General features: G+C 57.2%; 16 protein-coding genes. 7 read left to right on the forward strand and 9 right to left on the reverse strand.

What is annotated here, in order from left to right; all coding sequences use genetic code 11:
• Positions 1-94: 94 nt before the first annotated feature.
• From I6G90_RS04910 to I6G90_RS04920, 3 genes are all read left to right on the forward strand, one after another.
• Positions 95-4,954 carry an NAD-glutamate dehydrogenase gene (locus tag I6G90_RS04910; protein ID WP_197929995.1) on the forward strand — a complete coding sequence of 1,620 codons (4,860 nt, stop codon included), beginning with the start codon at positions 95-97 and terminating at the stop codon, positions 4,952-4,954.
• Positions 4,955-5,031: 77 nt separating this feature from the next.
• Positions 5,032-6,042, forward strand: a complete 1,011-nt coding sequence (pyrD, locus tag I6G90_RS04915; RefSeq protein WP_058052583.1) for a quinone-dependent dihydroorotate dehydrogenase — start codon at positions 5,032-5,034, stop codon at positions 6,040-6,042.
• Positions 6,043-6,130: 88 nt separating this feature from the next.
• Positions 6,131-6,667 (forward strand): cell division protein ZapC, encoded by a 537-nt coding sequence (locus I6G90_RS04920; protein WP_197931158.1) that lies wholly within the window; start codon positions 6,131-6,133, stop codon positions 6,665-6,667.
• A gap of 323 nt (positions 6,668-6,990) precedes the next feature.
• On the opposite strand, the gene I6G90_RS04925 is transcribed toward I6G90_RS04920, so the two are convergent.
• The 8 genes from I6G90_RS04925 to I6G90_RS04960 are packed head-to-tail and all read right to left on the reverse strand — an operon-like array spanning position 6,991 to position 15,275.
• Complete coding sequence (locus tag I6G90_RS04925; protein ID WP_197929997.1) at positions 6,991-8,217, reverse strand: EAL domain-containing response regulator; 1,227 nt, start codon at positions 8,215-8,217, stop codon at positions 6,991-6,993.
• A gap of 13 nt (positions 8,218-8,230) precedes the next feature.
• Positions 8,231-9,301: a protein-glutamate methylesterase/protein-glutamine glutaminase gene (locus I6G90_RS04930; protein WP_197929999.1), complete on the reverse strand. Its 1,071-nt coding sequence runs from the start codon at positions 9,299-9,301 to the stop codon at positions 8,231-8,233.
• Positions 9,298-10,164: a CheR family methyltransferase gene (locus tag I6G90_RS04935; protein ID WP_197930001.1), complete on the reverse strand. Its 867-nt coding sequence runs from the start codon at positions 10,162-10,164 to the stop codon at positions 9,298-9,300. The genes I6G90_RS04930 and I6G90_RS04935 overlap by 4 nt, the downstream gene beginning before the upstream one ends.
• Positions 10,158-10,691: a chemotaxis protein CheW gene (locus tag I6G90_RS04940; RefSeq protein WP_197930003.1), complete on the reverse strand. Its 534-nt coding sequence runs from the start codon at positions 10,689-10,691 to the stop codon at positions 10,158-10,160. The genes I6G90_RS04935 and I6G90_RS04940 overlap by 7 nt, the downstream gene beginning before the upstream one ends.
• Positions 10,692-10,701: 10 nt before the next feature.
• A complete protein-coding gene (locus I6G90_RS04945; RefSeq protein ID WP_197930005.1) occupies positions 10,702-12,384 on the reverse strand; it encodes a methyl-accepting chemotaxis protein in 1,683 nt (560 codons plus the stop codon).
• 45 nt (positions 12,385-12,429) lie between these two features.
• Entirely contained in the window at positions 12,430-14,583 is a 2,154-nt protein-coding gene (locus I6G90_RS04950; protein WP_197930007.1) for a chemotaxis protein CheA, read from the reverse strand.
• Positions 14,570-14,890: an STAS domain-containing protein gene (locus I6G90_RS04955; protein ID WP_197930009.1), complete on the reverse strand. Its 321-nt coding sequence runs from the start codon at positions 14,888-14,890 to the stop codon at positions 14,570-14,572. The genes I6G90_RS04950 and I6G90_RS04955 overlap by 14 nt, the downstream gene beginning before the upstream one ends.
• 16 nt (positions 14,891-14,906) lie before the next feature.
• Positions 14,907-15,275 (reverse strand): response regulator, encoded by a 369-nt coding sequence (locus I6G90_RS04960; RefSeq protein ID WP_197930010.1) that lies wholly within the window; start codon positions 15,273-15,275, stop codon positions 14,907-14,909.
• Between the two features lie 250 nt (positions 15,276-15,525).
• On the opposite strand from I6G90_RS04960, the gene rlmKL reads away from it, so the two are divergent.
• The 4 genes from rlmKL to rmf all read left to right on the forward strand — a co-directional run bounded on the left by rlmKL (position 15,526) and on the right by rmf (position 20,276).
• The gene (rlmKL, locus tag I6G90_RS04965; RefSeq protein WP_197930012.1) at positions 15,526-17,721 is read left to right on the forward strand and encodes a bifunctional 23S rRNA (guanine(2069)-N(7))-methyltransferase RlmK/23S rRNA (guanine(2445)-N(2))-methyltransferase RlmL; all 2,196 of its coding nucleotides are present in this window, start codon (positions 15,526-15,528) and stop codon (positions 17,719-17,721) included.
• Positions 17,721-17,951, forward strand: coding sequence for a glutaredoxin family protein (locus tag I6G90_RS04970; protein WP_197930014.1), 231 nt, complete (start codon positions 17,721-17,723; stop codon positions 17,949-17,951). Before rlmKL ends, I6G90_RS04970 begins: the two co-directional genes overlap by 1 nt.
• A 73-nt stretch (positions 17,952-18,024) precedes the next feature.
• A complete protein-coding gene (gene uup, locus I6G90_RS04975) occupies positions 18,025-19,938 on the forward strand; it encodes an ATP-binding cassette ATPase Uup (RefSeq protein WP_197930015.1) in 1,914 nt (637 codons plus the stop codon).
• Positions 19,939-20,096: 158 nt separating this feature from the next.
• A complete protein-coding gene (rmf, locus tag I6G90_RS04980) occupies positions 20,097-20,276 on the forward strand; it encodes a ribosome modulation factor (protein WP_005315693.1) in 180 nt (59 codons plus the stop codon).
• A gap of 84 nt (positions 20,277-20,360) precedes the next feature.
• On the opposite strand, the gene fabA is transcribed toward rmf, so the two are convergent.
• Entirely contained in the window at positions 20,361-20,921 is a 561-nt protein-coding gene (gene fabA / locus I6G90_RS04985; protein WP_005336586.1) for a 3-hydroxyacyl-[acyl-carrier-protein] dehydratase FabA, read from the reverse strand.
• Positions 20,922-20,932 lie beyond the last annotated feature (11 nt).

The following is a 20,932-nucleotide window of genomic DNA, read 5'->3' on the forward strand; positions in this document are numbered from 1 at the left end:
AGCCATTACACTTCGCAACAACTCTGCACCAGCGGGTAACCAGGGTGGTTGCCTCTGCGTCGGTGGTTAATGTCGTCCGATAAGGAATATAAAAATGGCATTGAAAGACGCCCCTACCTCAGTTCTGCTCGAAAACGTTCTCAGCCTGATCCATCAGAAGTTGCCCAAAAACAGTGCCTCTCTGGTCGAGCGCTTCGTTGCCAAGTTCTACGGCAACATGGCGAGCTCCGATCTGCACGATCGCAATGACAGCGATCTCTACGGCGCGGCCCTGAGCCTGTGGAATGCCCTCAATCAGCGCAGCGGCACCGACCCCTACATCCGGGTCTACAATCCCGAGCTGACCCGTCACGGCTGGCAGTCCCCCCATACCATCGTCGAGGTGATCCTGCAGGATTCCCCCTTCCTGGTGGATTCCATCCGGATGGCGCTCAAGCGACTCAATATCACCGCCCACATGATGCTGCACCAACCGCTGCACCTCATTCGTGGCGCCGATGGCAAGATCGACGCCATTCTGGCGCTCGATAACACCGACGGGCAGACCTCGGTTGAAACGGCATTCCTTATCGAGATCGATCACCTCACCAGCGAGGAGCAAATGGCTGCGCTGGCTGCCGAGCTCAACTCGGTGGCCGGTGAAGTGGCGCTGGCGGTCGGCGACTGGCAGCCGATGCTGACCAAGCTCAATGAGATCATCGACGAGCTGCCCAAGCGCAAGAGTCCGGCCAGCAAGGAGGAGGTAGCCTCCTGCGTCGCCTTCCTCAAATGGGTGGCTGCCCACAACTTTACCCTGATGGGCTATCGCCGTTACGACGTCAAGGCGGTGGAGGGGGATCACGAGATCCTGCCGCAGGCGAGCTCCAGCCTGGGGCTGATGAAGAACTCCATCAAGGAGGTGGGCCAGCGCCTTGGCAACATGCCAGCCAGTGCCCGTCACGCAGCTCTGAGTTCTGACCTGCTGATCCTCACCAAATCCAACAGCAAGTCCCGGGTGCACCGTCCGGCTTATGTGGATTACATCGGTATCAAGCGCTTTGACGAGCATGGCAAGGTGATCGGGGAAGATCGCTTCATAGGTCTTTACGCCTCTTCCATCTACAACACCAGCGCGACCCAGATCCCGCTCATCAGCCATCGACTCGAGCGCATCATGGCCGCCTCCGGTCACGAGAAGGGCTCCCACGCCTACAAGGCGCTGCTCAATGTGTTGGAAACCTACCCCCGTGACGAACTGATCCAGGCTCGTGAAGAGGAGCTACTGGCCACCGGTCTTGGGGTGCTGGAGATGCAGGAGCGGGACATGCTGCGGCTGTTCGTGCGCCGGGATGTATATGGCCGCTTCTTCTCCTGCATGGTTTATGTCACCAAGGAGCGCTACAACACGGCGCTACGGATCAAGACCCAGCAAATTTTGCAGAAATATTTTGGCAGCAATGAAGAGGTGGAGTTCAACGTCTACTTCACCGAAGGCGTGCTGGCGCGGACCCACTACATAGTGCGGGTCAACAACAACAACGTGGATGTGGATGTGAACGAAGTACAGAACAACCTGATTGAAGCGGCCCGCAGCTGGGACGACAGACTCGACTCCGTGCTGCTCTCCCACTATGGCGAGGCCCGTGGCAACGAGCTGCGCCGCCGTTTCAGTACTGCATTCCCTCGCGCTTACAAGGAAGATGTGCTGCCTGGCTCTGCCGTGGCCGACATCATGGCGCTCGATAACCTGAGCGAAGCCGAGCCGCTGGGCATGCTGTTCTACCGCGCGCAGGAGGAGGAGAACGATCGTCGAGTACGCCTCAAGCTGTTCCACCGCACCGAACCCATCCACCTTTCCGATGTGTTGCCGATGCTGGAGAACATGGGGTTGCGGGTGATCGGCGAGACCCCGTATCAGGTACGCACTCCGGGGGGCGATCTGTTCTGGATCCTCGACTTCTCCATGCTGCTGCATGGCGAGCAGCCCTTTGATCTGGCCCAGAGTCAGCAGCGCTTCCAGCAGGCGTTTGCCGCCATCTGGAACAAGCAGCTGGAAGATGATGGCTTCAACCGGCTGGTGCTGGGGGCGTGTCTCACCGGCCGCCAGGTGTCGGTACTGCGCGCCTATGCCAAATACATGCGTCAGACCGGTGTATCCTTCAGCCAGTCCTATATCGAAGAGACCCTGACCCGCTACCCGGATATTGCCCAACTGCTGTTCACCCTTTTCGAACAGCGCCTCGATCCGGCCGGCAAGCAGGACGCGAAGGTGCCATCGCAAGATGCCAAGGCATCCGCCAAGCTGCACGAGGAGCTTGCCGCCAAGCTGGATCAGGTGGCCAACCTGGACGACGATCGCATCATTCGCCGCTATGTCGAGATGATCGACGCCACCCTGCGCACCAACTACTACCAGCTGGACAAGGCGGGCAACATCAAGCCCTACATCTCCTTTAAACTGGCGCCGTCCAGCATTACCGACATGCCGCTGCCGCTGCCGAAATTCGAGATCTTCGTCTATTCGCCACGGGTGGAAGGGGTGCATCTGCGCTGGGGCAAGGTTGCCCGTGGCGGCCTGCGCTGGTCCGATCGCAAAGAGGACTTCCGCACCGAAGTGCTGGGTCTGGTCAAAGCCCAGCAGGTGAAGAACACCGTCATTGTGCCGGTGGGGGCCAAGGGCGGTTTCTACTGCAAACAGATGCCGGTGGGGGCGCCCCGTGCCGTCATCCAGGAGGAGGGTAAGGCCTGTTATCGCCTGTTTATTCGTGGCCTGCTCGATGTGACCGACAACATCATCGGCGGCGAGGTGATCCCGCCCAAATCCGTGGTGCGCCACGATGAGGATGACTACTACCTGGTGGTCGCCGCAGACAAGGGCACTGCCACCTTCTCGGATATTGCCAACGAGATCAGCCTCGAATACGGCCACTGGCTCGGCGATGCGTTCGCCTCCGGCGGCTCGGTCGGTTACGACCACAAGAAGATGGGCATCACCGCCCGTGGCGCCTGGGAGTCGGTCAAGCGTCACTTCCGCGAGATCGGCGTCAACTGCCAGACCACCGATTTTACCTGCGTGGGGATCGGCGACATGGCGGGGGACGTGTTCGGCAACGGAATGCTGCTCTCTGAGCACACCCGGCTGGTGGGCGCGTTCAACCACATGCACATCTTCGTCGACCCCAACCCGGATTCGGCCAAGAGCTTTGTTGAACGCCAGCGCCTGTTCGATCTGCCGGGCTCCAGCTGGGATGACTACAACCGCGAGCTGATATCACAGGGGGGCGGCATCTTCCTGCGCTCGGCCAAGTCCATCAAGCTGAGCCCCGAGATGCAGACCCTGCTCGGTACCGACAAGGTCAGCATGGCGCCGAACGAGCTGATCAAGGCGCTGCTTTGCCTGAATGTCGACCTGCTGTGGAACGGCGGCATCGGCACCTATGTGAAGAGCGCTCGCGAGAGCGATGGGGAAGTGGGCGATCGCAGCAACGACGCACTGCGGGTCAATGGCCGAGATCTGCGGGCCCGTATTGTGGGTGAGGGGGGCAACCTCGGCTTTACCCAGCTCGGTCGGGTGGAGTACGCCAGTCAGGGCGGTCGCATCAATACCGATTTTACCGACAACGTGGGCGGGGTGGATTGCTCCGACAACGAGGTGAACATCAAGATCCTGCTGAACCAATTGGTGGCGGCAGGGGATCTGACCCTCAAGCAACGCAACCAGATGCTCTACGAGATGACCGACGACGTGGCGCAGATTGTGATCACCAACGCCTATCGTCAATCCCAGTCCATCTCGGTCACCAGCTTCCGCGGCTCTGAACAACTGAAAGAGCAACAGCGCTTTATTCAGGGGCTGGAGCGGGAAGGCAAGCTCGATCGTGCGCTCGAGTTCCTGCCATCCGATGAGGAGCTCTCCGAGCGGATGGCGGCAGGGCAGGGACTGACCCGCCCCGAGTTGGCGGTGCTGGTGGCCTATGGCAAGATGGTGCTGAAAGAGCAGCTCAATTGCCCGGAAGTGACCGACGAGCCCTTCCTCGCCAACATGCTGGTCACCAGCTTCCCGGCCAAGGTGCAGCAGCAGTTTGGTGCCCAGCTGGCCGATCACCCATTGCGCTCCGAGATCATCGCTACCCGGGTAGCCAACATGCTGGTCAACGACATGGGGCTCAACTTCGCCAGCCGGATGAAGGACGAGACCGGTGCCTCGGTCGCCGAAGTGGCCTGCTGCTTTGCCATGGCCCGCGAAGTGTTTGGCATGAACCAGCTGTGGCGCGATATCGAAGGGTGCGACAACCTGGTGGATGCCCAGACTCAGCTTGAGCTGATGTTCTACAGCCGCCGCATCGTGCGTCGTGCCACCCGCTGGTTCCTGCGCGCCCGCAATCGCAGCTGGAGCATCAGCGAGAACATCGCCTTCTTCCGTCCGGCGTTTGAAACCCTGGGCACACACCTTTACGAGGTGATGGATGAGAGCGAAGTGGCCGAGCACCGTCAGGCCGTTGCCAAGTGGATGGAGAAACGGGTGCCGGAGGCGATTGCCCGTCAGGTCGCTCATATGAGCAGCCTCTTCTCCAGCCTGGATCTGGCGCAGATTGCCGCGGAGCACAAGACCGATATCCTGCGTGCCGCCAATGTCTACTATCGCCTCGGGGCCAAACTGGATCTGCACTGGTTCCTCGACCAGATCAACCATCAGCCTGTCGGCAACCATTGGCAGGCGATGGCGCGCGCCTCTTTCCGCGAAGATCTTGACTGGCAGCAACGCAGTCTCACTTCTGTGGTACTGGAAGGGTGCAAAGGAGAGGGAGAATGCGCTACCATACTGGCCGACTGGATTTCGGAGCATGAGCAACTCTTGTCCCGTTGGACCCATATGTTGGCCGACTTCAAGACCACCAGCACTCACGAGTTCGCCAAGTTCTCGGTGGCCTTGCGAGAGTTGAACCTGCTCCAGTTGAACTGTCGGGCACTTTAATTGCCAGATTAAGGCATGACTCCGACATTACACCCAAAGCCCCGGCCAGTTGCCGGGGCTTTCTTTAAGGAGCAAAGATGTTGTACCCCATCGCCAGGCATTTCCTGTTCAAGCTCAATCCGGAACAGGCGCACGATCTCTCCATGAAATATTTGCCCCGCCTTCTCGGTACGCCACTCGATTGTTTCTTCCGCCAGAATTTGCCGAAACGCCCCGTCACTGTTATGGGGCTTTCTTTTGCCAATCCGCTGGGATTGGCGGCCGGTCTGGATAAAGATGGTGAGTGCATTGACGCGCTGGGCGCCATGGGATTTGGCTTTATCGAGGTCGGTACCGTCACCCCCAGACCCCAGAGTGGCAATGACAAGCCCCGCCTGTTCCGGGTTATTCCGGCAGAGGGGATCATCAACCGGATGGGATTCAACAACAAGGGGGTCGATCATCTGGTGGCCAAGGTGAAAGAGGCCAAATATCAGGGGGTGATCGGCATTAATATCGGCAAGAACAAAGATACTCCCATCGAACAGGGCAAGGATGATTACCTGATCTGTATGGACAAGGTTTATGATCACGCCGGTTATATTGCCGTCAATATCTCTTCCCCCAACACACCGGGTTTGCGTTCGCTGCAATATGGCGAGGCGCTGGATGAGTTGCTGGCCGCCCTCAAGGTGCGTCAGCAGGAGCTGGCCGCCCAATATAAAAAATATGTGCCGCTGGCGGTTAAAATTGCCCCGGATTTGAGCCTTGAAGAAATAGATCAGGTTGCTGCTTCGCTGGTGCGTAATGGCATTGATGGTGTTATCGCCACCAATACCACCCTCGAGCGCGAGATGATCTACGACATGCCCCATGCCGGTGAAGCCGGTGGCCTGAGTGGGCGTCCGCTGCAACACAAGAGTACCGAGGTGATCCGTCATCTGGCCAAAGCGCTAAATGGTGCCCTGCCAATTATCGGTGTAGGTGGTATTGATAGTGCCATGGCCGCCCGTGAAAAATTGGCCGCCGGTGCCAGTCTGGTACAAATTTATAGCGGTTTTATTTATAAAGGACCGGGTCTGGTCAAAGAGATCGTGACCAATATATAAGAAATAGGGTGGAGCCCTTTATTTGATGTTGCTGATTTTATCGACATGGAATAAAGTCAACAGACGAAATTCAAGTAAGGGCTCCAACATGTTTATCCAACCGACCGATAGCTGGCAATGGCACTATGATGCCCAGAGTGACCGTCTGATGTTGGAGCTGTCTGATAACATGTTATTTGCGACCGAGTATAAAGGGCGACAATTGGTGCCCAGCTCGTTTGTGACCCAGCCTTTTTGCGTCGATGATGCCGCCTTCTATTATCAATTGATGGATAAAGCAGCCGAACTTGAGTGGAGTATTCCCCATCAGGTGCAACTGGTGCTCAACGCCATCGCGGTCAGTCGCTTTTATAAACCCCTGATGCCGCAAAGCTGGTTTTTTGGTGAACAACATCCGCTGGTGATCCCGCAAAACGGTGATCTGGTCTGGATGAATACCCCCCATGGCAACGGCGAATTTATGGTCATTGAGGCCGGGGAGCAGGCCAGCGTCTGTTTGAGCCTCACTGCCGATCTGGTATTGACTACCAGCAAAACCTTGCCGCGTTTCGGGGTGATCAAGGTGATGAATAACCGGATGAAACCGCGTATTACCGTGACCGAGCAATATCGTCAGGTCAGTTAAGTCCGAGTTCTGCTAACCCGCTTGCCGCAATCGTTGGGGATGCTCACCTCCTTGGTTTGACATATGCCTCACACGTTCTGTTGATTTTCCCTCTGCTTCTCATCTCCTACCGCTTTTCGAAAAGATTGACACGCCTTCTTCTTAATAAATGCGGCAAAAAAAGTGGCGGGATAGTGTTCCCGCCATAACCTCTGTTACTTACAATTTTCAGACTGGATGGTGCTGAAACCGATGTTACTTGAAAAAAAGGAACTTGAACCAATTGAGCCTGAACCGATCAGGCTTGTTGAACAGACCACATTCCCCTTGGTTAGGGGACATATTCAATATGGTCTGTCCGGTAGTGTTGATCTGCTCTGCCATTCGGCAAACCAGTTTTCAATTTGATCCAGCGGCAGGGGCCGACTGATATAATATCCTTGTGCCAGTTCACACCCCAGTAGTGTGAGTTGCTGCCAATCCTCTTCGCTCTCAACCCCTTCGGCCACTGTCTTGAGCCCCAGCTTTTGGCTCATGACCAGTGCAGAGGTCAATATAGCCAACTTCTTGGGACTGGTATGGGCGTCGTGAACAAACTCTTTATCAATCTTGATCTCGGTAAAGGGGCAGCGAGATAACTGCTTCATGGAGGAATAGCCGGTCCCATAATCATCCATGGCGACACCAAATCCCCGTAACCGCAGTCGCGCCAGCGTCCCCAGAGATATAGCCAGGTTTGACATAAAGGTTGTTTCAGTCACTTCGATAATAATTGCGCTGCAGGGCAACTGGTGTTCCTGGACAATCTCGACCATGTTCTCGACCAATTTATCGGTGGTCAGCAGGGTGACCGGCATATTAATCGAGCAACTGAGTGGCGAGGGCAGGGTAGTCAGGCTATTGAGGCCACGGCAGGTGGCATGTAAAAACGCATAGAAAAAGTCCAGCGCCAGTTGCCCCTGTTCCAGATGATGGACAAAGCAGATGGGTGGCAGTACCCCGTGTTCCGGGTGATGCCAGCGAACCAGTGCTTCGAAGCCATAGAGCGTTGCATCCATCATGGTGACCTTGGGCTGCAGAAAGGGAACCAACAGCTGTTCTTCCAGAGCCTGCTGTACATCCTCGGCGGTAAAGCTGAGTTGCATCCAGTTGTTGTTTTTGCGGTGCTTCATGGGGTCGCAATGTTGCAGCATATTGTGTAGATCCTGCTGCCTGATCGGCTTGGCCAGCACGCCGATCACCTCCAGCGTACCGGCATCGGCGATGGAGTGGATCACGTCCAGCACGTCCCGATCGACGGCGCTCATCACGGCGATAAACATCTGATAGTGAGTGTTTTTTTCCAGCTGGCTAATGAGTTCAACCCCATCCATGCCGGGCATGTTTAGGTCGGTGAGCAGCAGGTCTACGTGGTCAATTTGCTGCAATTTGTCCAGCGCATCCTGACCATCGCTGGCGAGATGGATCTGGCCGAAACCCAGCGCCTGCAGCAGGCAAGTCACTTCATACTGCTGGGTGCGAGAATCATCGACCACCAGGGCACTGCGGCCCTGCCATTGCACTAATGACATAATTAATCCCTCATCAATCCGGGCGACCGAGTGTCTGGGCGATCTGTGTCAGCGACATGACTTCGTCGACCCCGCCGAGGGCGATCGCCTCTTTTGGCATGCCAAATACCACACAGCTGGCTTCATCCTGGGCAATGGTGCGAGCGCCGGTATCGTGCAGCTCCCGCAAACCTCGGGCACCGTCATCCCCCATGCCGGTCATGATGACGCCGAGTGCATTGTGGCCCGCACTCACCGCCACCGAGCGAAACAGCACATCTACCGAGGGGCAATGGCGGGAAACGGGCGGCCCCTCTTTCACTTCCGCCAGATATTGGGCACCACTGCGCAGGATCAGCAGATGTTTGCCGCCCGGCGCAATGAGTGCGACCCCTGGGAGCAGGCGATCGCCCGTGACAGCCTCCTTGACTTCAATCAGGGACAGACTGTTGAGCCGCTCGGCAAACGAGGCGGTAAATCTGGCGGGCATGTGTTGCACGATGGCCAGGCCCGGGCAGTTGGTTGGCAGTCGGGTCAGCAGATACTCCAGTGCCTGGGTGCCGCCGGTCGAGGTGCCAAGGGCGATGATCCGCTCGGTGGTGTTGAATTTTATCCGTTCTTCCGGGGCACAGAGCACGGCATCTGCGGTGCGTTTTGGGATTGGCACGAAGCTCGCTGGCTGGTTGGCTGGTAGCAGGTTACGCAGCTTGGCGTTAGCCACCATGCGGATCTCCTGGATCAGCTCGCTGGCCGATTGTTGCAGGAAGTTCTTAATGCCGACGGCTGGTTTGGTGATGATGGAGATGGCGCCAGCGGCGAGGGCATCCAGCGTGACGGTGGCCCCCTCTTCGGTCAGGGAAGAGCAAATAATGACCGGGGTCGGGCGCTCGCTCATGATTTTTCTCAGAAAGGTAAGGCCATCCATCCTTGGCATTTCGATGTCGAGAACGATCACGTCCGGCCAGCATTTCTTCATCTGTTGCATGGCAAAAATAGGGTCAAACGCAGCGCCAATCACTTCGATATCGGGAGATTTGCCCAGCATCTGGGTCAGGACCTCCCGCACCAGTGCCGAGTCATCAACGATCAATACCCGTACGGTCATAGCGTATCCTTGGCCAGAGGAGCCTGGCAGCGATAGCGAGAAGGCGCTTCCTGTTCCAGCGGCAGATCATGCTGGCGGATGATTTCCGAGTGGCCGACCAGCAGATAACCACCGGGCTTGAGCAGATCGCACAACTGCGACAGTACGCGCGCTTTGGTCGCTTCATTGAAATAGATGAGCACGTTACGCAGAAAAATGACGTCGAAATCCCGCTCAACGAAGTCACTGCAGGTAAGCAGGTTCAAGTTGGAAAAGGAGACCTTTCTGGCCAGTTCCGGTCTGACCCGGATCTTGCCTGAGTACTCGTCATGGCCGCGCTGAAAATAACGCAGCCACAAATGGGGGGGGACATGCTGGGCCCGCTCCGCAGCATAGATAGCGCGCTGGGCAAAGGGGATGACCCGGGTGTTGATGTCGGTGCCATAGACTCGCCAGCGCTCGTTAATGCCGAGCTGTTCGGCCAGTACCATGGCCGCAGAGTAAGCCTCTTCGCCGGTGGAACAGGCGGCAGACCAGATACGCAGGGGCTGGTGGCGGTTAGCCAATAGTTGCTCGGCATGGTGTTTTAGCCAGTTGAAGTGCTGCGCCTCGCGGAAAAAATAGGTCTCGTTGGTCGAAAGCAGATTGATCGCGATTTGCCGCTCATTGCTTTCCGAGGCGTGATTGATCTTCTCCCAGTAGCTGTAGTAACTGCTGATATTGAGTGCCCGTAGCCGTTTGGCCAGCCGGGATTGCACTAGCGCCCGCTTGCAGGGAGCAAGGTCGATACCGGCGGTGGTCAAAATAAAGCGCCGGAACAGATCGAACTCCTTTTGGCTCAGCACCGGCCCTTGTTCAGGAGTAAAGAGTGATGCCACTAGCATCCCCCTTGCTCGATATTGAACAGCTGGCTGGTGGTCGCTTCCGCCATGGCACTCAGTTCGGCAATCGAGAGGGCCTTGTGCATATCGAGCAGAATGGCGAACTGCTGCGCAATCGTGACCACCCCTTGAATAAAATCGCCTCTGATATGGGCGCCAAAGGTGGGCGCTGGCTCTATGGTATCGGTGGCGATCTCCAGCACTTCACACACGGCATCGAGCAGCATGCCGATCTCTTGCTCTTCGCCACTGCTGTTTGACAGGGAGAGGATCGCCACGCAGGTGGTCGGTTTGAGCTCGGTCTGGGCCCGGCCAAAGCGGATAGAGAGATCGATCACCGGCACCACGGCGCCCCGCAGATTAATGATCCCCCTGACAAAGCGCGGCATCATGGGCACCGGGGTCATCCCCTCGAACTCAATGATTTCACGGATGCAACTGATATCGACGCCATACAACTCCCCCCCCAGCATGAACGTCACGCAGTGAAAATGGGAGGTTGTTGCCTCAGGCGCTAGTTTCGTGCGCATATGCCGGCTCCTAGTAGTTGGTGAACTTGCCGTCATCAACTTCCCGCTCCAGATCCTCATCGTGGTGCAGGTGTGAATGCGGAGTCAGGATGTTCTTTTTCTGGCTCACACTTTTAGCCACATAGTGTGAACCGTGGAACAGCTGTGGCTGGCGCACATTGCCTCCTCTCAGGGTGAACTGTTGCATCAACTCTTGCAGTTGCAGGGCGGTGGAGCTGAGCTCTTCCGAGGTGGAGCTCAGCTCTTCGGCGGAGGCGGCGGAGGCTTGCATGCCATCGCTGATCTGGGTGACTGCGATATTGATTTGCGAGACGCTGGCTCGCTGTTCGCGGGAGGCAGAAGCGATCTCTTGTACCAGCGTGGCGGTCTGATCGATTCCGGGCAGCATTTCCCGCAGCAGGGTTCCCGCCTGCTCGGCCACGCTGACTGAACGACTGGCCAGTTCACCGATCTCTTTGGCGGCATTTTGGGACCGCTCGGCCAGTTTTCTGACCTCGGCGGCGACAGTGGCAAACCCTTTGCCATGTTCACCGGCTCGGGCCGCTTCGATGGCCGCATTAATTGCCAACAGATCGGTTTTGTTGGCGATGTCGTTGATCACCGTGATGCGGGAGGCGATCTCCTTCATGGCATGGACCATTTCGCCAACCGCCTTGCCACTGTCGGTCGCACTGCTGGCCGCTTTGGTAGAGATGTTTTCGGTCACTTTGGCGTTGTCCGCGTTCTGGCTCACGGTAGCCGCCATCTCTTCAACTGACGCGCTGGTCTGCTCGACGCTGGAGGCGAGCTCCGATGCGGTTTGGGAGAGCGAATTGGCGGTGGCCGCAACCTGTTCCGAGGCAGAACCGATTGCCTCCGACATGGCTCCTACTTCGTTGAGGGTATCGGACAGACGATGTGCCATGTTCTTGATGGCAAATAGCAAGCTGGAGGAGTCATCGGCCCGCAGTTTGACCGGGGTGGAGAGATCGCCGTTGGCGACACGGGCGACTACCTGAACGGTATAGGAAGGGTCTCCCCCCAGCTGGCGCAAGATGCTACGGGTCACCAATAAGGCAAGTATCAGACAGATAACAAATGCCATAACCGATATTACGAGAAGGAGTCGCAGGTTCTCCTGATAGATATTCTGGCTTTCGTCTAGAGAGCTTTTCGCCAAGGAGGCATTAACGTCGACCAATTCCCTGAGAACGGCATCCGCCATATCGAAGGCAGGTCGGCCCTTCTCACTCATCATGCGGTAAGATTTGCGGTCGGCGTCTATATCCATTCCTTGGGTCTGGGCCAACTTGAGAATGTCATTTTGGTACCCTTTGTATGCTGACCATGTCTGTTCAAAACGGGAGAGCAGGTCAGTTTCCCGCTGGGTGAGATTGGTTTTACGGTAATTCGCAAGTGATTCCCACATCAGCTTTTCAAACTTGTCCATATTGGCTAACGATTGATCTTTCAAATCAGGATCGACTTCACCGATATAGCGATAAAGGGCGCGATTTTGATAAACCGCATACAGATTGCCAGTGGCAATGTCTTTTATTGGTATCAGCTGGTTTGCATGCATATTGACCACCAACTGAGCCATGGTTCTAGTGGAGCTGTAACTGGTCACTGTCAATGTGATCAGCAGAAGCATCAGGATGGAAAATGACAGCACCAGTTTTGTTCTGACTTGCAAGTTGTGAAACCAGTCCATGGTTTTGACTCCGTAAATACCGTTAATGACAGTATGGGGGGCGACTCAATTTCTAATGTTAAATACCGCATCATTCTGTTGATGCAGCATGTGTTGTTCTCGGCGCCGAGCCAGCTCAATCAGCTGTGGCACATCAAGGATCAGTGCTGGCTGACCATTGCCCAGAATGGTGGAGCCGCTGACATAGCGCAGTGATTTGAATAACTCACCCAGTGGTTTGATCACGGCTTGTACCTCACCGACTAGCCGATCCACCACGATGCCAGCCCGGTTGTCTGCATAGTCAACCATCACCACAAAGGCGGGTTCGGTAGCTGGGGGGAGGGCAAACAGTTCGCGCAACACGATGAAGGGCACCCACTCACCACGAATATTGATCTGGCGAGCAGGGGTATCGAGCGCCTCCGGCGGCAGGTCGATACATTCGATCATCATGTCGAGGGGAATAACCAGTGAGGAGTGATCCACTTCGATACGAAAGCCGTCGATGATGGCCAGCGTCAGCGGCAATCGCAGGCGAAAGGTCGTTCCGGTCCCCAGGCGGCTTTCGATGGTGGCTTCTCCGCGCAGAGATTCCAGATTGCGTTTGACCACATCCAGCCCGACCCCGCGGCCGGAAAGATCGCTGACATCGGCCGCGGTGGAGAAGCCTGGCTGAAACAGAAACTGGAATATCTCCTGTTCCCCCAATACCTTGCCCTCTTGTGTCATGCCGAGCGCCAATGCTTTGACCTGGATCTTCTCACGATCAATACCACGGCCATCGTCACTGACTTCGACGACCACGGCGCCTGCATCGTGGTACGCATTGAGGGTGATCACCCCGGATGCTTGCTTGCCTGCATGCAGGCGTTGCTGTTCATCCTCGATACCGTGGTCGACGGCGTTGCGGACCAGATGCATCAGGGGATCGGTCAGTTTCTCGACCATGGATTTGTCGATATCGGTATCGGCATTGTTAATGTGCAGACTGATGTTTTTGCCGGTCTGCTGGGAGAGTTCATGCACCAGACGGGGAAACCGGTTAAAGATCTCGTTGATGGGCACCATACGCAAGGTCAGGGCATCATCCCGGATCCCTTCGACCAGGGTGTTGACTGTGGCGACTGATTCGACCAGCTCGGCATCGCCCCGCAATTTTGCCTGTAACGTGGTTGCCGAGGTGGCGATCACCAGTTCGCCCACCCGATTGATCAGACGATCCAGTTTGGCCGCCTCAATGCGGATGTAATGACCTTCGGCCCGCAACGGCGCAGGCTTGGCCTGGGACGTGACTGAGGGCTCGGCTTTACTCTCCGGCAGGGTTGTGACGGGGTGAATTGGTTGGGGAGCAGATGAATTGCCATATGTGTCGTGTTCTATGGCATCTGCTTCTGAACGGGTCAGGGCACCGGCAGCCTCCCAGCGAGCCAGCTGAGCTGTCAATGGTTCATTGCGCCATTGGGCCAGCTTGGCGCCCTGTCTGGCATATTCGGCCAGATCCTGATGGGGGGTCAGCAAGCAGATAATGCTGGCATGGGCCACAAAGTCAAATGTGCTGCGAATGCGTTCGGGAGATTGCGCGCTACGCAACGCAATCTCGTAACCAAGGAAACATTCCGTTGGATCGAGCAACTGCAACGGGGGCCACTCATGCCAGACTGGTTCGATAAACCCGATCTCGCCCAGATTGCCGAGGTAGCGGATAAATGCCAGCAGGTCGAAGCCATCCTGATAAAGGGCTGGGTAGAAGCGCAGCGACAGGTGCCACGAGCGCATATCTTGTTCGGCAACTTCGTGCTGGACGGGCAGTGAAACCGGTGGATTGGGCAAACTCTGATGCCCTTGTAGCTGGGAGAGCAGCGCCAGGATCTGCTGGGTCTCGGTTTGCGGCAATTCCGGGTTGTGCTCGGCCCCTTGCAGCAGGTCGCGCAATTGGTCATTACAGGCCAACAGCAGGTTGATCAGATGCTCATCGAGCTGGATCTCGCCGCTGCGCAGCCGGGTCAGCATGTTCTCCATGGCATGGGCAAAGCGCACCAGCATGGTGAGCCCCAGCATACTGGCCGATCCCTTGATGGTATGGGCGGTGCGAAACATCAGATTGTAGGTATCCGCATTCGCTGGGTAGGTATCTCTGTCAAGCAGGGCGTGTTCCAGATGGTCACACTGCTCGTAGGCCTCTTCAAAAAAGAGGATGCGCGCTTTATTGATATCCATCTTTGGCCCCCGCGATGGTAAGCATGGGTAACAGGCCGAGTTGGCTCAACGCCAGTTGTGCCGCGCTCTCTTCCCCGGTGCGGATCCGCAGGCGTTTGCTCTGCTGATTGGCTTCCTGCTGCAAAAGGGCGATCAACTGGGCACCGCAACTATCCAGCTCCTCCAACTGGCTGACATCCAGCACGACGATGGCAAAGTTAAGCAAGCCGAAGAGATCATCTTGCAGGTCCCCCAGGGTCATGATAGTGAGCTCCCCCGTCAGGATGGCCGTCGGGGGGGCATGCAGAATATCAAGCTCGAAACTCATCCCTGTTGCTCCCCTTTCATGGCTGCATCACTTTGTAGACATCATCGATCAGTTTGAGTGGTTCAAATGGCTTGGTCAGCCAGATGCGCGCGCCAGCGTCGAAACCCTCCTGACGGATCTCTGCCGAGTTTTCGGTGGTCAGCATGATGAAAGGCAGATAACGGGTCGCTGGCTGTGCTTTGACCTGCCTGAGCAGGGTCATGCCGTCCATTCCCGGCATGTTGAGATCCGAAATAATGAGATGAACACGCTGGCGTTCGAGCTGGCCAAGGGCTGCATTGCCATCATCGGCCTCAATGACGACAAAGCCTGCGCTTTGCAACGTCATGGTGATGGTTGCTCGGATGCTGGCAGAATCTTCCACAACGAGGATGGTTTTGGTCATAAAGGCGGCTCATTCACAGGCGTTATTGATATCTGGCTGACATGGGGCGAGACCTCCTAATTGTTGTCCAATAAGTTGATGTGGGTGGACTTTTTAAAAATGGGCCAGCCTGCGTAGGACAAAAATCGGGGGAGGGGATGCAAAGCGTTTTTTCCGACCATCCAGAAGGGGGCCAATAGGCGCTTGTTACGCCGTTTCTCCCTTCATTGCCAGCCACTTTTGCATGCTCAGAGTCACCTGATGAGGTATAATGCGGCACTATTTTTATGGGTTCCCCGTGAGCGTGATGAAAGAATTTTTTGCAACCTGCCCCAAGGGGCTGGAAAACCTGTTGGCCGACGAGCTGACCACCCTGGGCGCAGAGCAGGTCCGTGAGACCGTGGCTGGCGTCCACTTCAAAGGCGAACTGGCGATTGGCTACAAGGCCTGCCTGTGGAGCCGTTTTGCCTCCCGCATCGTGCTGGTGCTGTCCGAATTCCAGATGAACGACGATCTGGATCTCTATCTGGGCGCCCACACCATTCCCTGGGAAGAGCACTTCTCCGGTACCTCTACCATCGCGGTGGACTTTACCGGTACCAACCCCGCCATTCGCAATACCCAATATGGCGCGCTGAAGATCAAGGATGCTATCGTCGACCGCTTCACCAAGCGCGGTCACGTGCGTCCTGACGTGGACAAGAAGTCGCCGGATATCCGCATCATGGCGCACCTGGGCAAAGGCAAAGCCAATATCACGCTGGACTTGTCAGGCCCGGCGCTGCATCAGCGTTTCTATCGTCAGGGCACAGGTGAAGCACCGCTCAAAGAGAACCTGGCCTGCGCCATGATAGCCCGTAGCGGCTGGGCCGGTGAGCCCATGATGGACCCCATGTGCGGTTCCGGTACTTTGCTGATTGAAGCGGCCTTTATCGCCGCCGACATGGCGCCGGCGCTGCGCCGCGAGCGCTTCGGTTTCGATCGCTGGCTGCAGCACGATAGCGAGTTGTGGCAGAGCCTGATGATGGAAGCGCAAGTGCGCGCCAAACGCGGCATGCAACGTTGCGAAGTGAAGCTGTTTGGCTGTGATGCCGACCAGCGCGTGCTGCTCAAAGCGCGCGACAACGCCAAAGCGGCCGGTGTGGCCCACCTCATCACCTTCAAGCAGGCCGATGTCACCAAGTTGGAAAACCCGCTGCCGATACCTGCCCCTGTTGAAGGGGAAGAAGGTCAAGGGGAGGCTCGCCAAGTCGGTATGCTGATCTCCAACCCGCCTTATGGCGAGCGTCTTGGCGAGTTCCCGGCACTGCTGGAAGTGCACCAGGCCCTCGGCGATGCCCTGCGTCGCAGCTTCCAGGGTTGGAAAGTCTCCATTCTTTCCGCATCCCCCGAACTGCTTAGCTGTCTGCGCCTGCGCGCCGATAAGCAATATCGCCTGTTCAACGGCGCCCTCGAGTGTCAGCTGCGTAACTACCAGATCGCACTGGACTCCGTGGCCTCCCAAAAAGAGGTCGCGCAGGACTTTGCCAACCGTCTGCGCAAAAATCTGAAAACCCTCGAGAAGTGGGCCAACAAAGAGGGGATTGACTGCTATCGCCTCTATGATGCCGACTTGCCGGAATACAATGCCGCCATCGACCGCTATCAGGACTATCTGGTGGTGCAGGAGTATGCCGCGCCCAAGGACATTCCCGCCCAGAAGACCCGTCAGCGTCTGCTCGACATGGTTCAGGCCGCCATCAAGGTGACCGGCATGGACGGCGAGAAGGTGATCCTGAAGGTGCGTGAGCGTCAGGAAGGCAAACAGCAGTATCAGAAGCTCTCCGAAGAGCAGCACCGGATGGAAGTGCAGGAGTACGGTGCCCGTCTGTGGGTCAACCTCTACGACTATCTGGATACCGGCCTGTTCCTCGATCACCGTCAGACTCGCCGCATGCTGGGTCAGATGGCCAAGGGCAAGCGCTTCCTGAACCTGTTTGCCTACACCGGCAGTGCCACCGTGCACGCAGGTCTTGGCGGTGCCAGCGAGACCACTACGGTCGACATGTCCCACACCTACCTGAACTGGGCGCAGGACAACATGCGTCTCAACTCGCTGGTGGGCCGTCAGCACAAGTTTGTCCAGGCCGATTGTCTGAAGTGGTTGTCTGAAGCAGATGAGCAGTACGATCTCATCTTCATCGATCCGCCCACCTTCTCCAACTCCAAGCGGATGGACGAGAGCTTCGACGTACAGCGCGATCACCTGCTGTTGATGCAGCACCTGAAGCGTCTGCTGGCGGCCGATGGCACCCTGGTCTTCTCCAACAACAAGCGTCACTTCAAGATGGATCTGGCCGGTCTCGAGGCTATCGGTCTCAAGGCCCAGAACATCACCCAGAAGACGCGACCGAAGGATTTCGAGCGCAACCAGCACATCCACAATTGCTGGATCATCACCCATGCGCCGGAGCAGGCTGAGGCGTGATGCTGACCCTGTTTCACACCGACGGTTGCCACCTCTGTGAGCATGCCTGGGCGCTGGTGGAGGAGGCCGGCCTTGCCGCCACCACCCGCCAGTGCGACATCATGGATGATGAGCAGTGGCTTGCCGCCTATCGGGTGCGCATTCCGGTACTGCGTGACGAGGCGGGCCGCGAGCTCGGCTGGCCCTTCACGTTGGCCGAGCTCAAGGGCTGGGCCACCCGTCAGGGGTGAGCGTGATTTGACGATAAAACGGGGGCAGACCCAGTCTGCTGCCCGTTTTTTTCATATGAAATAAGGAACAAATATGGCTCTTTTAACATTGCACGGCGCCTGTCTGTCGTTCAGTGATTTCCCGCTGCTCGACAATGCCGAACTGACCATCGAGCGCGGCGAGCGCCTCTGCCTGGTGGGGCGCAACGGGGCGGGCAAGTCCACCCTGATGAAGGTCATCGCCAGCGAATTGCCGCTGGATGACGGGCGTCTGGTGCTGCAACAAGATTTGAAAGTGACCCGCCTTGAGCAGGATCCACCGGCCTCCAGCGAGCTGACGGTGTTTGACTATGCCGCGGAAGGACTGGCGGGGGTGGGTGAGTTGCTCAAGCAGTACCACCACATCTCCATGGAGCTGGCACACGATCCGTCAGATGCCAATATTCGCAAGATGAGCGAGTTGCAAGAGCAGCTCGACTATCAGAACGGCTGGCAATTCGAGACCCGTATCAGTCAGGTGTTGACCCTGCTGGGGCTGGATCCTGACGTGACCCTCGACAGCCTCTCCGGCGGCTGGCTGCGTAAAGTGGCGCTGGCCCGTGCGCTGGCCTGCGATCCCGACTTGTTGCTGCTCGATGAGCCGACCAACCACCTGGATATCGAAGCCATCAACTGGCTGGAAGATTTCCTCAAGGATTTTCGCGGCGCCATCGTCTTTATCTCTCACGATCGGGAGTTCATCCACAAGCTGGCAACCCGCATCATCGATCTCGATCGCGGTGCCATCACCTCCTGGCCGGGCAACTACGACGAGTACCTGCAAGGGAAAGAGGAGTGGCTGCGGGTCGAAGAGCTGAAAAACGCCGAGTTTGACCGCAAGCTGGCCCAGGAAGAGGTGTGGGTACGTCAGGGGATCAAGGCTCGCCGTACCCGTAACGAAGGTCGGGTGCGCGCCCTTGAGGCGATGCGGATGGAGCGCAGCCAGCGCCGCGAGCTGCAGGGCAAGGCCAAGTTGCAACTGGACGAAGTTAATCGCTCCGGCAAGCTGGTGTTCGAGACCGAAGGGCTGGGGCTGGACTTTGGCGATCGCACCCTGTTCAAGGGGCTGGATCTGCAGGTGCTGCGCGGTGACAAGATTGCGCTGGTTGGCCCTAATGGCTGCGGCAAATCGACCCTGATCAAGCTGTTGCTGGGTCAGCTTGAGCCGACCCGTGGCACCGTCAAGGGGGGCACCAATCTGGAGGTGGCCTACTTCGATCAGTACCGCGAGCAGCTCGATCCCGAGCAGACCGTGGTGGATAACGTGGGGGAGGGCAAGCAGGAGGTGATGGTGCGTGGCCGCTCTCGTCATATCCTCGGTTACCTGCAGGACTTCCTGTTCGAGCCCAAGCGGGCCCGTACCCCGGTCAAGGCGCTCTCTGGCGGCGAGAAGAACCGGCTGCTGCTGGCCAAGCTGTTCCTCAAGCCCAGCAACTTGCTGATCCTCGATGAACCGACCAACGATCTGGATGTGGAGACCCTGGAACTGCTGGAAGAGCTGCTTGCCGACTACCCTGGCACCCTGCTGCTGGTCAGTCACGATCGTCGTTTTATCGACAATACCGTGACCGGTTGCTGGCTGTTTGAAGGGGATGGTCGCATCAGCGATTACGTCGGCGGCTATGCCGATATGATGGCGACGCGTGAACAGCAGAGCATTCAGCAACAGGCCAAGAGTGCAGCGGTCAAGGCGCCCGAGCCGGTCGTTGCCGCCGCGCCCGAAACGCCGAAGAAGAGCAAGAAGCTCTCCTACAAGCTGCAGCTTGAGCTGGAAGGGTTGCCTGCCCGCTTGGAGCAGCTGGAAGCCGAGCTGGATGCGCTGCAAAGCGAGATCAACCAGCCCGGGTTCTTCTCCCTGTCAGCCGAGCAAACCCAGCCGAAACTGGATGCGCTCAATGCCGCCGAAGCCGCGCTGGAGCAGGCATTTGCTCGCTGGGAAGAGCTGGAAGGACTCAAAAATCAGGAGTAAGTTCCCTGTAATTAAAACTTAATCCAGTTCAGTGCCTTGTGTCACATAGCCCGGTTAGGGTGAAAGTTTTTGTTTGACCGGGTGCACTCGCAGGAGTAAAGATGAAAGCGACCGATGCAGAATTGGTCGCTTTTTTTGTTCCACGAAGAGGGTCGTAGATGATGAAGAGACAGAAGCGGGACCGTCTGGAAAGAGCTCGTGCTCGTGGTTATCAGGCTGGCGTGGTCGGCAAACAGAAAGAAGCGTGTCCGTATCAATGCCTGGATGCCCGTGGGCATTGGCTTGGTGGTTGGCGTGACGCCATGGAAGGGCGGGGCTCAGGCCTCTTCATGAAGTAGCAGGTACTTCATCACTCATTACAAAAGGAAAGGGGCCGTTGTGGCCCCTTTGCGTTAATGCTGTTTTACCACTCATCAGAGAGATCAGAATGCGGTGGTATCTTTGAACAGGCCCACTTTCAGATCGGTGGCGCTGTAGATCGGACGGCCGTCGACTTCGACCACGCCATCAGCAATCCCCATCACCAGCTTGCGGTTGATGACGCGCTTGAAGGTGATCTTGTAGGTCACTTTCTTGGCAGTCGGCAGGATCTGACCGGTGAATTTCACTTCACCCACGCCCAGCGCACGACCCTTGCCGGGGCCGCCTTTCCAGCCCAGGAAGAACCCAACCAGCTGCCACATGGCGTCCAGACCGAGACAGCCAGGCATCACCGGATCACCCGGGAAGTGGCAATCGAAGAACCAGAGATCCGGAGTAATGTCGAGCTCAGCCAGGATCTCGCCCTTGCCGTGCTCGCCGCCGTTGTCATTGATCTTGACGATGCGGTCCATCATCAACATGTTGGGGGCAGGCAGCTGACTGTTACCCTCACCAAACAGTTCGCCACGGCTGCAAGCCAGCAGCTCTTCACGGGTAAAAGAGTTCTTGCCCTGTTCGCACAGGGAAAGGCGGGCTTCCATGGTGGTATTGTCTACGGTCACGCGGTATTTCC

Origin of the sequence: Aeromonas allosaccharophila (assembly GCF_016026615.1) — a bacterium.
Classification (GTDB): Bacteria; Pseudomonadota; Gammaproteobacteria; order Enterobacterales; family Aeromonadaceae; genus Aeromonas; species Aeromonas allosaccharophila.